This is a genomic window from Pseudomonas sp. MWU12-2029 (assembly GCF_023242425.1).
Classification (GTDB): Bacteria; Pseudomonadota; Gammaproteobacteria; order Pseudomonadales; family Pseudomonadaceae; genus Aquipseudomonas; species Aquipseudomonas kribbensis.
The window spans coordinates 902,714-918,028 of record NZ_JALJDY010000001.1; the positions used below are offsets into that span (position 1 = coordinate 902,714).

Sequence of the window (15,315 nt, forward strand, 5' to 3'; positions counted from 1 at the left end):
GACGAGTCGGCCGTTCGGCTTTTTGTCTTCAACCGATTGCAGAGGGTTATCGATGAAAATGCTTCCCCTACGTGCGGCCGTCGCTGCCGCCCTGTTGAGCGCCGCCATCGGCGTCTCGGCCAAACCCTTGGTGGTCTGCACCGAAGCCAGTCCGGAAGGCTTCGATATGGTCCAGTACACGACTGCAGTCACTGCCGACGCGGTGGCCGAAACCATCTTCAACCGCCTGGCCGACTTCAAGCCCGGCACCACTGAAGTGATCCCGGCGCTCGCCGAGTCCTGGGACATCAGCGACGACGGCCTGACCTACACGTTCCACCTGCGCAAAGGCGTCAAGTTTCACACCACCGAATACTTCAAGCCGACCCGCGACCTGAACGCCGACGACGTGGTCTGGAGCTTCCAGCGTCAGCTGGACCCGAATCACCCGTGGCACAAGCTGTCGAGCGTGGGCTTCCCGTACTTTGAAAGCATGGGCTTCAAGGAACTGCTCAAAAGCGTCGAGAAAGTCGACGACAACACCGTAAAGTTCACCCTGACCCGCCGCGAAGCGCCGTTCCTGGCCGACATCGCCATGGCATTCTCCTCGATCTACCCGGCCGAATACGCCGACCAGTTGCTCAAGTCCGGCAAGACCGGCGACCTGAACAACAAGCCGGTCGGCACTGGCCCGTTCGTCTTCCAGCGCTACAACAAGGACGCCCAGGTTCGCTTCAAGGCCAACCCGGACTACTTCCGTGGCAAGCCGCCGGCCGATGCGTTGATCCTGGCCATCGCCACCGACAACAATGTGCGCCTGCAGAAACTCAAGGCCAACGAGTGCCAGGTCGCGCTGTATCCGAAGCCGGATGACATCCCGAGCATCAAGAAAGACGACAAGCTGAAAGTCGATGAAATGGACGCGATGACCGTTTCCTACATCGCCATGAACACCCAGCACAAATACATCAGCGACGTGCGCGTGCGTAAAGCGATCGACATCGCCTTCGACAAGGAAGCCTACGTCAACGCGCTGTTCGGCAAGGGCAACGCGACCGTCGCGGTCAACCCGTACCCGCCGACCCTGCTGGGCTACAACCACGAGCTGAAAAACCCGCCACGTGACCTCGACGCAGCGCGCAAACTGCTCAAGGAAGCCGGCGTGCCGGAAGGCACCGTGTTTACCCTGTTTACCCGCAACGGCGGCGGCCCGACCAACCCCAACCCGATGCTCGGCGCGCAAATGATGCAGGCTGACCTGGCGAAAGTCGGGATCAAGATCGACATCCGCGTGATGGAATGGGGCGAAATGCTCAAGCGCGCCAAGGCCGGCGAACACGATATGGTGTCGGCCGGATGGGCGGGCGACAACGGCGACCCGGATAACTTCCTGACGCCTATGCTCAGTTGCGAGGCCGCCAAGAACGGCGAAAACTACGCTCGCTGGTGCAACGAGAAATTCCAGACCCTGCTCGACGAAGCACGGGCTAAAGTAGATCCGGCCGAACGCGCCAAACTGTACGAAGAAGCCCAGGCCATCTTCAATCAGGACCAACCGTGGATCAGCATGGCCCACACCCGGATGTTCACCGCAATGCGCAACAACGTAGAGGGTTATCACATCAGCCCTCTGACAACCAATAACTTCGCCACCACCCAGGTGAAGTAGATAAGAAACTCCCGGCCTCCCTGACCCCAGGGTCGCCGGGCACGCCTAACCGGCTGATGAGGTACCACAAAAGATGTTTAGTTTTATTGCCCGCCGACTGGGGTTGTTGATCCCCACGTTTTTCGGCATCACCTTGCTGACTTTCGCGTTGATTCGCATGATTCCCGGCGACCCCGTGGAAGTGATGATGGGCGAACGTCGGGTCGACCCCGAAATGCACGCTCAGGCAATGGAACGCCTCGGTCTGAACAAACCGCTGTACGCCCAGTACCTGGACTACATCGGCAAACTGGCCCACGGCGATCTCGGCGAATCCCTGCGCACCCGTGAGAGCGTATGGACCGAGTTCACCTCCCTCTTCCCGGCGACCCTGGAACTGTCCATGGCCGCCCTGCTGTTCGCCGGCGTCCTGGGCCTCCTGGCCGGGGTGATCGCGGCCCTCAAGCGAGGATCCCTGTTCGACCACGGGGTGATGGGCATCTCCCTGGCGGGGTATTCGATGCCGATCTTCTGGTGGGGCCTGATTCTCATCATGTTCTTCTCGGTGAGCCTGGGCTGGACCCCGGTGTCAGGGCGGATCGACCTGCTCTACGACATCGAGCCACGCACCGGCTTCATGCTGATCGACACCCTGCTGGCCAATGACACCGGCGCGTTCCTGGATGCGCTGCATCACCTGATCCTGCCGGCCATCGTCCTCGGCACCATTCCGCTGGCGGTGATCGCGCGGATGACCCGTTCGTCGATGCTCGAAGTGCTGCGTGAAGACTACATCCGTACCGCCAAGGCCAAAGGCCTGTCGCCGTCGCGCGTGGTGTTCGTGCACGGTCTGCGCAACGCGCTGATCCCGGTGCTGACCGTGGTCGGTCTGCAAGTCGGCACCCTGCTGGCCGGTGCGGTACTGACCGAGACCATCTTCTCGTGGCCCGGCATCGGCAAGTGGCTGATCGAAGCCATCGGCGCCCGGGACTATCCGGTCGTGCAGAACGGCATCCTGTTGATCGCCTGCCTGGTGATCCTGGTCAACTTCGTGGTGGACATCCTCTACGGCTTTGCCAACCCACGCATCCGTCATCAGCGCTGAGGTCAATACCCATGAGCACTCCAACATCCTCAGTAGTCACCGCTGCACCTGGCGCGGATCAAAGTCTGCTGTACCCGTCGCCGTACAAAGAATTCTGGCAAGCCTTCGCCAAGAACAAGGGCGCCGTTGCCGGCCTGCTGTTCATGCTGCTGGTGATTTTCTGCGCGATCTTCGCGCCGTGGGTCGCCCCGCATAACCCGAGCGAGCAATACCGTGACTTCCTGCTGACGCCGCCGGCGTGGCTCGAAGGCGGGCAGATGCAGTTCCTGCTCGGCACCGATGAACTGGGGCGGGACCTGCTGTCGCGTCTGATCCAGGGTTCGCGCCTGTCGCTGCTGATCGGTCTGTCGTCGGTGGTGATGTCGCTGATTCCGGGGATCCTGCTGGGTCTGTTCGCCGGTTTCTTCCCGAAAGTGGTCGGCCCGACCATCATGCGTCTGATGGACATCATGCTGGCCCTGCCATCGCTGCTGCTGGCTGTGGCGATCGTCGCCATCCTCGGCCCTGGCCTGATCAACACCGTGATCGCGATTGCCGTGGTTTCGTTGCCGTCCTACGTGCGTCTGACCCGTGCTGCGGTGATGGGCGAACTGAACCGCGACTACGTGACCGCTGCGCGCCTGGCCGGTGCCGGCCTGCCGCGCCTGATGTTCATCACTGTGCTGCCGAACTGCATGGCACCGCTGATCGTTCAGGCCACCCTGAGCTTCTCTTCGGCGATCCTCGACGCCGCCGCCCTGGGCTTCCTCGGCCTCGGCGTCCAGCCGCCAACCCCTGAGTGGGGCACCATGCTGGCCTCGGCCCGCGACTACATCGAACGCGCCTGGTGGGTCGTGAGTCTGCCTGGTCTGACCATTTTGCTCAGCGTGCTGGCAATCAACTTGATGGGCGACGGTTTGCGCGATGCGCTGGACCCGAAACTCAAGAACGCCGCCTGAGGAGATTCCCATGTCACTGCTAGAAATCAAGAATCTCAACGTTCGCTTCGGCGACAAGAACGCCACACCGGTGGTCGACGGCCTCGACCTGAAAGTCGACAAGGGCGAAGTCCTGGCGATCGTGGGCGAGTCGGGTTCCGGCAAGTCCGTGACCATGATGGCGCTGATGGGCCTGATCGAGCACCCGGGGATCGTCACTGCCGACTCTCTGAGCTTCGACGGTAAAGACATGCTCAAACTGAGCAATCGCCAGCGTCGGCAGATCGTCGGTAAAGATCTGTCCATGGTGTTCCAGGATCCGATGACCGCGCTGAACCCGAGCTACACCGTCGGTTTCCAGATCGAGGAAGTGCTGCGCCTGCACCTGAAAATGTCCGGCAAGGCCGCCCGCAAGCGCGCCATCGAACTGCTGGAAAAGGTTGAAATTCCCGGCGCTTCGAGCCGTATGGACGCCTATCCGCACCAACTGTCCGGCGGCATGAGCCAGCGTGTGGCAATTGCCATGGCGATTGCCGGCGAGCCAAAACTGCTGATCGCCGACGAGCCGACCACCGCACTCGACGTAACGATCCAGGCGCAGATCATGGACCTGCTGCTGGCCCTGCAGAAAGAGCAGAACATGGGCCTGGTGCTGATCACCCACGACCTCGCCGTGGTGGCTGAAACCGCCCAGCGCGTGTGCGTGATGTACGCCGGTCAAGCCGTTGAAGTCGGTCAGGTGCCGCAACTGTTCGACATCCCGGCCCACCCGTACAGCGAAGCGCTGCTCAAGGCGATTCCGGAACACAGCCAGGGTGCCGAGCGTCTGGCCACACTGCCGGGCATCGTCCCCGGCCGTTACGACCGTCCGCAAGGCTGCCTGCTGTCGCCGCGCTGCCCGTACGTGCAGGACAGCTGCCGCGCGCAACGTCCGACCCTCGATCCGAAAAGCCACAGCCTCGCCCGCTGCTTCTACCCGCTGAACCAGGAGGTGGCGTAATGGCCGTCGTACTTACCGCCCGCGACCTGACCCGTCACTACGAAGTCTCCCGTGGCCTGTTCAAGGGCCATGCGACCGTACGCGCCCTCAACGGTGTGTCGTTCGAGCTGGAAGCCGGCAAGACCCTCGCCGTTGTGGGCGAATCGGGCTGCGGCAAATCCACCCTGGCCCGTGCCCTGACCCTGATCGAGGAGCCGTCGTCCGGTTCCCTGAAAATCGCAGGGCAAGAAGTGGCCGGCGCCGACAAGGCCCAGCGCAAGCAGCTGCGCAAAGACGTGCAGATGGTGTTCCAGAGCCCATACGCCTCGTTGAACCCCCGGCAGAAAATCGGTGATCAACTGGCCGAACCGCTGCTGATCAACACCAACCTGTCGGCTGCCGAACGTCGCGAACGAGTCCAGGCGATGATGAAGCAGGTCGGCTTGCGTCCCGAGCACTACCAGCGTTATCCGCACATGTTCTCCGGCGGTCAGCGTCAGCGTATCGCGTTGGCTCGCGCCATGATGCTGCAACCGAAAGTGCTGGTGGCGGACGAACCGACTTCGGCACTGGACGTGTCGATCCAGGCGCAGGTGCTGAACCTGTTCATGGACATGCAGCAGGAGTTCAACACCGGTTACGTGTTCATCTCGCACAACCTGGCGGTGGTGCAGCACGTGGCCGATGACGTGATGGTGATGTACCTCGGGCGTCCGGTGGAAATCGGTCCGAAGCACGACATCTATGCCCGCCCTCTGCACCCGTACACCCAGGCGCTGCTGTCGGCGACTCCGACCATCCACCCGGATCCGGACAAGCCGAAGATCAAGATCGTCGGCGAGCTGCCCAACCCGCTGAACCCGCCACCGGGCTGCGCGTTCCACAAGCGCTGCCCGTACGCGACCGAACGTTGCAGCGCGGAAGAGCCGGCCCTGCGCCAGCTCGATACGCGTCAGGTAGCGTGCCACTACGCCGAGCAGTTCCTCGACGGCGCGGCATAAAAAACCCGCCCTGTTGCCGGGGCGGGTCGTTAAAGCGTTGACCAAACCTCTTCTTTCTCGATTGCGCATCAGTCGGGGAAGAAGAGGTTTTCTTTTGTCTGCGATCTACGTCTGGCTGTCGCCATCGTCCGGATCATCGGTGTCCGGCTCGTCGGTGGTCGAGTCGTCATCGTCCTTGCTGCCACCCTGATCCTGATCACCGGGTTCGGATTCGGACTTGGCGAGCATGATCACACCCGCGTGCCCGTGGGCCGCATTGAAGCCCTGTGCGGGCGCCGCGTTGCTCGCCCACGCCGCCGTGGTGCCAAGCGTCAGCATCACCAAAACCTTAAGCAACAACACTATGCGTTGAAAAATGCTCATAAGCGTTTCCATCCTTTCGTGGTTGAAGCCAGAGTGCCGGTCCGGCGCTGAATAAAATCTAGTTCCGATCAGCCGGGTTCACCAGATAGGACGCTAACCAATGCCCGGAAATGCCATGGCTGGACAGACCGCTTTCGAATAACCCCCATAACCGGATCAGCTAAGCGAGGCGGCTTTGCGGGTTTGCACGGGCTGGCTGGCCGAGACGCAAACGAGTCGCCAGACAAACCAGCGGGACCGACATAATGGCCAGCGCCGCACTGGCTACCCAGACACTGTGCCCACCGAAATGCCCGTACAACTGACCGCTGAGCACCGGTGACAACAACGCACTCGCACTCCAGGCCATGAAGAACAGACCGAAGTACTGGCCGCTCTTGCCACGTTGCGCATGCTGCATGACCAGCACATTCAGCGGCGGCATGAACAGCGCCTCCCCCAGTGTCCAGACCACCGTCGACAGGCAGGCATAAAACAGCCCGGAACCCAGTGGCAGCATGCCGAGCCCGACTGCCAGCAATACGCAACCGGCGATCAACGGGCGGCGCGAGCCCCAGCGTTCGCCCGAATGCGAGATTGGAATCTGCAGCGTCACGACAAGGACTGCATTGATTGCGAACTGCCAGCCGATGGCCTCGGTACTCAAGCGATAGTAGTCGCGCAGATAGTTGCCGAGGGTGCTGTAAACGGTGTCGAACGCCATGCCGAGCAGGACGGTCGCCGCCAGCAGCCAGAGAAACGGTTTGTCGCGATATGGCAGGCCGGAGCCGGCCTGCGTCTCTGGCGTTTCGTCCGGGATCAGCACCGTTCGCCCCCAGGTCGTGCGGACAAACCACAGCAGCGCCACCAGCGTCAGCACCGCACTGATGAAGAACACCCAGCGAAAATCCGTCTGCGCCAGAACACCGCCCGCGATACCGGCGGCGGCCATCCCGAGGTTTCGCGCGATACGGCTCAAGGCCTGCGCCCGGGCGCGCTGTGCAACCTCGCAATATTCCATGATCAGGCGTTGATGCAACGTACGGATCGCGCCGTCGATCGTACCGCTGAGCAACAGCAACGCGGCCAGCAACGGCACTTGCGTCACCAGCCCGAGCCCGAGCAGCACCCATGCCGAAACGAAGAACAGCGCCGCCGTCAGCCGCGCGGTGCGGATATGGTCGCTGAGCAAGCCCCCCAACATCGAACCGATCAACAGCCCGCCGCCATACGCCGCCAACAGCCAGCCGACGGTCTCGATGGCGAAACCCAGCTCCTGACGCAGATACAACGCCATGAACAGCTTGACCATGCTGCTCAGGCGATTGATGAACAACAGCGCCGCGAGTACCCAGGCCATGGTGCTGAAGTAACCGTCGAATCGCAGCAAGTGAGTGAACAACCCTCTCATTCCATTGATCCTTGGAGGTGCGTGAGCGTTGACACTAGCCGCCAGAAAGCGGGTTGTCGCCTGGACAATCAGTGAAGATTGAAATCCGGAGTCCGCTCACCTACTGATAGGAAAAGGCCTACACGAAGAGCCTGTGCACTCTTTTACATCGCACGTAGCATTGGCATCGAATTGAAAGTGCCTCCAGGCAACCAGGCGAGAGCCGAAAGCGCTCCACTGGTCTGAAAAGAGCGTCTTCATGATCGCAAAATCATCACGAAATCTTAGCTAGCCTATAACACAAAGAAATATTTTCATTTGCCCGCACTTCATCGCATAAAACAAATAAAAATTTTCCTTAGAGAGTCGAATGAAAAGATCTAAAACTATGCATAATACAAAAAAATATTTTCCTTGAGTCTGAAAAAAGACCACAACACAAAGGAATATTTTCCTTATGCGAATACAACGTAAAAGTGATGACGCAATCTCCGCTCAGTTAGGTGAGGCCCTGCGCGCGCGCCGCCTGCGCAAGGACATCACACAAGACCAGCTTGCAGACAGTGTCGGAGTCAGTACTCCCACGATTCAAAAGCTGGAAAAAGGCAAAGGCACCCTACAGTTACTGATCGCAGTGCTACGAGAGTTTGACTCTCTGGACCTTCTCTCCGGCCTGATCGAGCCTCCCCGTGCGAGCCCGATGGCTGCGGCTCAGACAGGCAAGACAGGTCGTGTCCGTGCGCTGGGGGCCGTTCGTACCAGCGACGGCCGGATACATGTCCACCAAAGCACTCAACCGCAGACATCAACAAAAAACAAAGAGCAGGGCAAAGCGAAACCTTTGCTGATACCAAGGAAGAAATGACGTGGCGATAACTGCAGAAGTGTGGATGTGGGATACCAAGGTAGGCGCTGTGCTTTGGGATGAAAGCCAGTCCCCCGCAACAGCAACATTTGAATTCGATCCAGCGTTTACCGAAATCGGACTGGAGATTGCACCACTGACCATGCGAGCAGTGGCAGGTGAGGTGTACGCCTTCCCATCGCTGAACGTTCAGGCTTTCAAATCTCTCCCGCCATGCCTTTCAGATTCGCTTCCCGATGACTTCGGTAACGCAGTGATCGACGCTTGGCTGGCCAAGGAAGGACGCGACCCCAACAGCTTCACTCCCGTTGAGCGATTGCTTTACATCGGCGCCCGAGGCATGGGGGCGCTGGAGTTCCGCCCTGCCGTGGACAGGGCCAGGACCAGGATCGAAAAGCTGGAGCTCGATTCTTTGGTGGAGCTTGCCGGACAGATCCTCGAGCAGCGTCAACAGCAGTTTGCCGGGCTGCAACTGGGTCATGAAGGCAAGCAGGGTGAGGAAGCGCTCAAGCATATGTTTCAGGTGGGTTCATCGGCTGGCGGCCAACGACCGAAGGCAATCATTGCCATCAATGAAAAGACCGGTGAGCTTTGCTCGGGACAAATCACGGCCCCGGCGGGGTACAGCTATTGGCTGTTCAAGTTCGACGTGCCCAAAGGGGCAAACTCACTGGGTGACCCTGCCGGCTTTGGCCGGGTGGAATACGCTTACCATCTGATGACTGTCGCCTCGGGGATTACCATGACCGAGTGCCGTCTGCACATTGATGGTCCTCGCGCTCACTTCATGACTCGCCGTTTCGACCGGATGGACGATGGTGACAAGATTCACGTGCAAACATTGTGCGCCATGGACATTGCCGACTACACCAAACCAGGCGCGTACTCTTACGAACAAGCGCTACTCGTAGCGAGGGATCTGAGTCTTCCCAGAGAGGATCAAATAGAGCTGTTTCGACGCGCCGTGTTCAATGTGATTGCGCGAAATCAGGACGACCACACTCGAAATATTGCTTTCCAGGTCTGGAGGGACGGGGTTTGGCGCCTGACTCCGGCATATGACATGTGCTGGGCTTATCGCGTCGACTCGCCATGGGTATCCACTCACCAGATGACCATCAATGGGAAAAGGGATGCCTTTACGGTCGAAGATCTGCTCGCACTGGCGAAACAGATCCCCAGGTTGAACGGGCGCAAAATCATCAAGGAGGTCGCCGATTCGGTTCGTCGATGGCGCGAATTCGCAGGTATCGCTGGCATTGAAAATGAAAAACTGATCGAAGAAATTGAACACAGCCACCGGCTGTATCTTGCGGACGACCTGTGAAGCAAAAACAAAAAAGCCCTGCAGGCGTAAACCTGCAGGGCTGTTCGCTCTGAACCCCGCAGTTTGCGCTGCAGGGAATCAGCACAGTAGATCAGCGCTTAGTGATGCTCACGGGTCGCACGGAATTTCACGTCCGGCCAGCGCTCTTCCATCAGGGCCAGGTTGACACGGGTCGGGGCGAGGTAGGTCAGGTGACCGCCGCCGTCCAGCGCGAGGTTTTCCACAGCCTTGTTGGAGAATTCCTCCAGCTTCTTCTTGTCGCTGCATTCGATCCAGCGCGCGGAATACACGGTGATCGGCTCGTAGGAGCATTCGACCTTGTATTCCTCTTTCAGGCGGCTGGCGACCACATCGAACTGCAGCACACCGACGGCGCCGAGGATGATGTCGTTGCTGCGCTCCGGGAAGAACACCTGGGTCGCGCCTTCTTCGGCCAGCTGTTGCAGGCCCTGGCGCAGTTGCTTGGATTTCAGCGGATCGCGCAGGCGTACGCGGCGGAACAGTTCCGGGGCGAAGTGCGGGATACCGGTGAAGCCCAGGGTTTCGCCTTCGCTGAAGGTGTCGCCGATCTGGATGGTGCCGTGGTTGTGCAGACCGATGATGTCGCCGGCGTACGCCTCTTCCAGCTGTTCACGCTCGGAGGAGAAGAACGTCAGGGCGTCGCCAATGCGCACGTCCTTGCCGGTACGCACGTGGCGCATCTTCATGCCTTTCTCGTACTTGCCGGAGCAGATACGCATGAAGGCGATGCGGTCGCGGTGTTTCGGGTCCATGTTCGCCTGGATCTTGAAGATGAAGCCCGAGAACTTCTCTTCCACCGGCTCCACGGTGCGCTCGTTGGCCACCCGTGGCAGCGGACGCGGCGCCCAGTCGACCACGGCGTCGAGGACGTGATCGACACCGAAGTTGCCCAGTGCGGTACCGAAGAACACCGGGGTCAGCTGGCCGTCGATGAACTCCTGCTGGTTGAACTCGTGGCAGGCGCCCTGCACAAGTTCCAGCTGCTCGAGGAAACGATCGTACTCGTCGCCCAGATGCGCGCGGGCTTCGTCGGAATCGAGCTTTTCGATGATCTTGGTTTCGGTACGTTCGTGACCGTGACCGGCGGTGTAGACAATGATGTAGTCGTCCGCCAGGTGGTACACGCCCTTGAAGTCGCGGTAGCAACCGATCGGCCAGGTGATCGGCGCAGCCTTGATCTCCAGAACGGCTTCGATCTCGTCGAGCAGTTCGATCGGGTCGCGGATGTCACGGTCGAGTTTGTTGATGAAGCTGACGATCGGCGTGTCACGCAGACGGCAGACGTCCATCAGGGCGATGGTCCGTGGCTCTACACCTTTACCGCCGTCGAGAACCATCAGGGCCGAGTCCACCGCGGTCAGGGTGCGGTAGGTGTCTTCGGAGAAGTCTTCGTGGCCCGGGGTGTCGAGCAGGTTGATCATGTGTTCGCGATACGGGAACTGCATGACCGACGTGGTAATGGAAATACCCCGCTGCTTCTCCATCTCCATCCAGTCGGATGTCGCATGGCGGTCGGATTTACGGGATTTCACCGTACCGGCCACTGCAATCGCCTTGCCCATCAACAGGAGCTTTTCGGTGATCGTGGTTTTACCGGCATCGGGGTGGGAAATAATGGCGAAAGTGCGGCGTTTCGCGACTTCGGCGGCCTGTCTGGTCATGGGAAATCGCCTGGCGGTGATTCAAAAAAGGGCCGCGATTATAGCCCAAGTCAAGACAATAACCGAACCGTTGAGCACATTAAGGGTGGCCAAATGCTGCCTCAGATGGGAACCTTTTAAAGCACGGAGACGTCCATCCCCTGTTACGACTTTTCGTCAGGGGCTGAAAAATCAGCAAGTTAGCCTGACGAGGCTGCGCTCATGGCTCGCTTTCAGACCGCTTTTCGCCGGTGCTGGGGGAGCTGCTTCTCGCGAACGTTCACTCCCGGCAGCCAGGCATGGCATGCCACTCGGGACAGCGTCCGCCGACTATAAAAAAGGAGTCCGCCTGTGGCTATCCGCTATGGCAAAGGGCTGATGGGAGGTGCGGTGGTGATCGCGCTCCTGGCCCTGCTGGTTCACTGGATCGGCATCAACACGATCGAACACTACCGCGACGATTTGTTGTTTTACCTGCAAGCTCATCTGATTCTCGTCCTCGCTTCAATGCTGGCCGCCCTTTTCGTGGGCATCCCCGCCGGTATCTTCCTGAGCCGCCCGACCATGGTCGGCCGCGCCGAACGCTTCATGCAGATCTTCAACATCGGTAACACCGTGCCACCGCTGGCCGTACTGGCGATTGCCCTGGGGATACTCGGCATCGGCAGTGGTCCGGCGATCTTCGCTTTATTCCTCGCCTCACTCTTGCCGATTGTGCGCAACACCTACGAAGGCCTGAAAAACGTCCAGGGCTCGCTGAAAGAAGCCGCCACCGGCATCGGCATGACCCCGCGCCAGGTGTTGTGGCAAGTCGAGTTGCCCAACGCCGTGCCGATCATCGTCGGCGGTGTGCGAGTGGCCCTGGCGATCAACGTCGGTACGGCGCCGCTGGCGTTCCTGATCGGCGCCAACAGCCTCGGCAGCCTGATTTTCCCCGGCATCGCCCTGAACAACCAGCCGCAACTGCTGCTCGGCGCCGCGTGCACCGCGCTGCTGGCCCTGCTGCTCGATGGCGTGGTCACCCTCGCCAGCCGTCTCTGGCTGGAACGCGGTTTGCGCCCGTCTTAAGGCTTCGGCAAAGGAATATTCATGAAACGACTTAGCTTGATTCTGGGCTGCGTTCTGCTGTTCGCAGGATTTGCCCAAGCGGCGGAAAAGCCGCTCATTCGCCTCGGTGCCCGAGTGTTCACCGAACAAACCCTGCTCGCGGAAATCACCGCCCAATACCTGGGCAGCAAAGGCTATGACGCGCAGATCACCGGCGGACTGGGCAGCAATCTGGCCCGCAGCGCCCACGAAAGCGGGCAGCTGGACATGCTCTGGGAATACACCGGCGTATCGCTGGTGGCCTACAACCATGTCACCGAGAAACTCGACAGCGAACAGTCCTACGCCCGGGTCAAAGAACTCGACGCGAAAAAAGGCCTCGTCTGGCTGACCCCGTCGAAGTTCAGCAACACCTACGCCCTCGCCCTGCCAAAAAAGGTCGCCGAGGAATATCCGCAGATCAGCACCATAAGCCAGTTGAACGATGTGCTGCGCAGCGAGGCCAAGAGCAATCATCTGGTGGCGCTGGACACCGAGTTCGCCAACCGCTCCGACGGCCTTAACGGCATGGTCAAGCTCTACGACATGAACCTGACCCGCCAGAACATCCGGCAGATGGATGCGGGGCTGGTCTACACCGCACTGCGCAACGGCCAGGTGTTTGCCGGCCTGGTCTACACCACCGACGGTCGCCTCAACGCGTTCGGGCTGAAGCTGCTGGAAGACGACAAGCATTACTTCCCGGACTACACCGCCGCACCTGTGGTGCGTCAAGCCTACCTCGACGCTCACCCGCAACTGGCGGCGCAACTCAAGCCGCTGGCCGAGCTGTTCGACGACGAAACCATGCGCCAGCTCAATGCGCGGGTCGATGTCGATCATGAAAGCCCGTCGAAAGTCGCTGCCGATTTCCTGCGCCAGCACCCACTGAACTGAAGGAGGAGAAGTCATGGAATTCCTGAACGCCTTTTCCCACCTCGACTGGCAGCAGGTGATGCACCTGACCTGGCAGCACATCACACTGGTCGGCATCGCCGTCAGCCTGGCGATTCTCATCGGCGTGCCGCTGGGCATCCTGATGACGCGTTTCCCGAGCCTCGCCGGCCCGTTGCAGGCCAGCGCCACGGTGCTGCTGACCGTGCCGTCGATTGCACTGTTCGGCCTGTTGCTGCCGTTCTACTCGAAGTTCGGCCAGGGCCTCGGCCCGATGCCGGCGATCACCGCCGTGTTCCTTTATTCACTGCTGCCGATCATGCGCAACACCTACCTCGCCCTGACAGGCGTCGAACCGGGCATTCGCGAAGCTGCACGCGGCATCGGCATGACCTTCGGCCAGCGCCTGCGCATGGTCGAGCTGCCTATTGCGGTGCCGGTGATCCTCGCCGGCGTGCGCACCGCCGTGGTGATGAACATCGGCGTGATGACCATCGCCGCGACCATCGGCGCCGGCGGCCTCGGCGTGCTGATCCTCGCCTCCATCAGCCGCAGTGACATGTCGATGCTGATCGTCGGCGCGCTGCTGGTCAGTCTTCTGGCGATCTTCGCCGACCTCATTTTGCAGTGGCTGCAACGTTCGCTGACTCCAAAAGGACTCCTCAAATGATCGAACTTCAAAACCTCAGCAAGACCTTCCAAAGCAACGGCAAAGACGTGAAAGCCGTGGACTCGGTAAGCCTGACCGTCAATGAAGGCGAAATCTGCGTGTTCCTCGGGCCATCGGGTTGCGGCAAAAGCACCACGCTGAAAATGATCAACCGCCTGATCAGACCCACCTCGGGCAAGATCCTGATCAACGGCGAAGACACCACCGATCTCGACGAAGTGACCCTGCGTCGCAACATCGGCTACGTGATCCAGCAGATCGGTCTGTTCCCGAACATGACCATCGAAGAAAACATCGTGGTGGTGCCGAAACTGCTCGGCTGGGACAAACAGAAATGCCATGACCGCGCCCGCGAACTGATGAGCATGATCAAGCTTGAGCCCAAGCAATATCTGCATCGTTATCCGCGTGAACTGTCCGGCGGCCAGCAACAACGGATCGGCGTGATCCGCGCACTGGCGGCGGATGCACCGTTGTTGCTGATGGACGAACCGTTCGGCGCAGTCGACCCGATCAACCGCGAGATGATCCAGAACGAGTTCTTCGAGATGCAGCGGGCGCTGAACAAGACCGTGATCATGGTCAGCCATGACATCGACGAGGCGATCAAACTGGGTGACAAGATCGCCATCTTCCGCGCCGGCAAACTGCTACAGATCGACCACCCGGACACCCTGCTCGCCCATCCGGCGGACGACTTTGTCAGCAACTTCGTCGGCCAGGACAGCACGCTCAAACGCTTGTTGCTGGTGAAGGCGGAAGACGCAGCGGACAACGCTCCATCGGTGAGCCCGGAAACTCCGGTGGCCGATGCGCTGGAGTTGATGGACGAGCATGACCGTCGTTACGTGGTGGTCACCTGCGCCGAGAACAAGGCACTGGGTTATGTGCGACGTCGCGACCTGCACCGTCAGACCGGGACCTGTGCGCAGTTCCTGCGTGAGTTCAACGCCACGGCTGCGTACGACGAGCATTTGCGCATCCTGTTGTCGCGCATGTACGAGTTCAATCGGGCGTGGTTGCCGGTGATGGATGCCGAGCGAGTGTTCCTTGGCGAGGTTACCCAGGAGTCGATTGCGGCGTATCTGAGTTCGGGTCGTTCGCGCGGAATGAAGACCAATATCGTGTCGCCGGCCGAAGCGGTAGCCTGATCAAAAGCAAAAGGGCTGTTCGACAGCCCTTTTTTTCGACCGCCGGATCCTCAAGGCCGGGATTTTTTCGCCGACGATGAGCCGGCAAGAAATATCAACACACCAGAGCGCCGAACCCGGCCGATTTTGTCAGCTGCAACCAGCAAATCCCCCCTCACCTGCCCTTCTCGCCGCCAACGTCGCCGATGTTGAAGTGATCGTAGTTATCTGAGAGTTGGCGCACATCAGCATCGAACGTGCAGGTATTTTTAACACCTGAAAATTATTGCGGAACATCTGACCGTCATCTCGGTCGGCTAC

14 protein-coding genes are annotated in these 15,315 nt (G+C 60.1%); 11 read left to right on the plus strand and 3 right to left on the minus strand.

Features of this window, described 5'->3' with window-relative positions:
• Positions 1-52: 52 nt before the first annotated feature.
• The 5 genes from M5B44_RS04335 to M5B44_RS04355 all read left to right on the plus strand — a co-directional run bounded on the left by M5B44_RS04335 (position 53) and on the right by M5B44_RS04355 (position 5,629).
• Positions 53-1,648 carry an ABC transporter substrate-binding protein gene (locus tag M5B44_RS04335; RefSeq protein WP_248738329.1) on the plus strand — a complete coding sequence of 532 codons (1,596 nt, stop codon included), beginning with the start codon at positions 53-55 and terminating at the stop codon, positions 1,646-1,648.
• A 73-nt stretch (positions 1,649-1,721) separates the two neighbouring features.
• A complete protein-coding gene (locus M5B44_RS04340) occupies positions 1,722-2,732 on the plus strand; it encodes an ABC transporter permease subunit (protein WP_119426677.1) in 1,011 nt (336 codons plus the stop codon).
• A gap of 11 nt (positions 2,733-2,743) precedes the next feature.
• On the plus strand, positions 2,744-3,670 hold the full coding sequence (locus M5B44_RS04345; protein WP_085711819.1) for an ABC transporter permease subunit: 927 nt from the start codon (positions 2,744-2,746) through the stop codon (positions 3,668-3,670).
• Positions 3,671-3,680: 10 nt separating this feature from the next.
• Entirely contained in the window at positions 3,681-4,649 is a 969-nt protein-coding gene (locus tag M5B44_RS04350; RefSeq protein WP_085711820.1) for an ABC transporter ATP-binding protein, read from the plus strand.
• On the plus strand, positions 4,649-5,629 hold the full coding sequence (locus M5B44_RS04355) for a peptide ABC transporter ATP-binding protein (protein WP_114881404.1): 981 nt from the start codon (positions 4,649-4,651) through the stop codon (positions 5,627-5,629). The genes M5B44_RS04350 and M5B44_RS04355 overlap by 1 nt, the downstream gene beginning before the upstream one ends.
• A gap of 105 nt (positions 5,630-5,734) precedes the next feature.
• On the opposite strand, the gene M5B44_RS04360 is transcribed toward M5B44_RS04355, so the two are convergent.
• Together M5B44_RS04360 and M5B44_RS04365 are read right to left on the minus strand one after the other, a co-directional pair.
• Positions 5,735-5,992, minus strand: coding sequence for a hypothetical protein (locus M5B44_RS04360; RefSeq protein ID WP_248738330.1), 258 nt, complete (start codon positions 5,990-5,992; stop codon positions 5,735-5,737).
• Positions 5,993-6,152: 160 nt separating this feature from the next.
• Positions 6,153-7,382 (minus strand): MFS transporter, encoded by a 1,230-nt coding sequence (locus tag M5B44_RS04365; protein ID WP_248738331.1) that lies wholly within the window; start codon positions 7,380-7,382, stop codon positions 6,153-6,155.
• Positions 7,383-7,818: 436 nt separating this feature from the next.
• On the opposite strand from M5B44_RS04365, the gene M5B44_RS04370 reads away from it, so the two are divergent.
• Together M5B44_RS04370 and M5B44_RS04375 are read left to right on the plus strand one after the other, a co-directional pair.
• Positions 7,819-8,226, plus strand: coding sequence for a helix-turn-helix transcriptional regulator (locus M5B44_RS04370; RefSeq protein ID WP_248738332.1), 408 nt, complete (start codon positions 7,819-7,821; stop codon positions 8,224-8,226).
• 1 nt (position 8,227) lies between these two features.
• A complete protein-coding gene (locus M5B44_RS04375; protein ID WP_248738333.1) occupies positions 8,228-9,553 on the plus strand; it encodes a type II toxin-antitoxin system HipA family toxin in 1,326 nt (441 codons plus the stop codon).
• A 98-nt stretch (positions 9,554-9,651) separates the two neighbouring features.
• Here the strand turns inward: M5B44_RS04375 and M5B44_RS04380 are convergent, their stop codons facing one another.
• The gene (locus tag M5B44_RS04380) at positions 9,652-11,235 is read right to left on the minus strand and encodes a peptide chain release factor 3 (RefSeq protein ID WP_248738334.1); all 1,584 of its coding nucleotides are present in this window, start codon (positions 11,233-11,235) and stop codon (positions 9,652-9,654) included.
• 357 nt (positions 11,236-11,592) lie between these two features.
• Here M5B44_RS04380 and M5B44_RS04385 point away from each other — a divergent pair, with 357 nt between their 5' ends.
• Genes M5B44_RS04385 through M5B44_RS04400 form a run of 4 tightly spaced genes read left to right on the plus strand, consistent with a single transcriptional unit; the run spans position 11,593 to position 15,015 of the window.
• Positions 11,593-12,282, plus strand: coding sequence for an ABC transporter permease (locus M5B44_RS04385; RefSeq protein ID WP_248738413.1), 690 nt, complete (start codon positions 11,593-11,595; stop codon positions 12,280-12,282).
• Between the two features lie 21 nt (positions 12,283-12,303).
• Positions 12,304-13,197, plus strand: a complete 894-nt coding sequence (locus M5B44_RS04390; RefSeq protein ID WP_248738335.1) for a glycine betaine ABC transporter substrate-binding protein — start codon at positions 12,304-12,306, stop codon at positions 13,195-13,197.
• Between the two features lie 13 nt (positions 13,198-13,210).
• The gene (locus tag M5B44_RS04395) at positions 13,211-13,864 is read left to right on the plus strand and encodes an ABC transporter permease (RefSeq protein ID WP_007953690.1); all 654 of its coding nucleotides are present in this window, start codon (positions 13,211-13,213) and stop codon (positions 13,862-13,864) included.
• Positions 13,861-15,015, plus strand: coding sequence for a betaine/proline/choline family ABC transporter ATP-binding protein (locus M5B44_RS04400; RefSeq protein ID WP_248738336.1), 1,155 nt, complete (start codon positions 13,861-13,863; stop codon positions 15,013-15,015). The genes M5B44_RS04395 and M5B44_RS04400 overlap by 4 nt, the downstream gene beginning before the upstream one ends.
• The last annotated feature ends 300 nt before the right edge of the window (positions 15,016-15,315 follow it).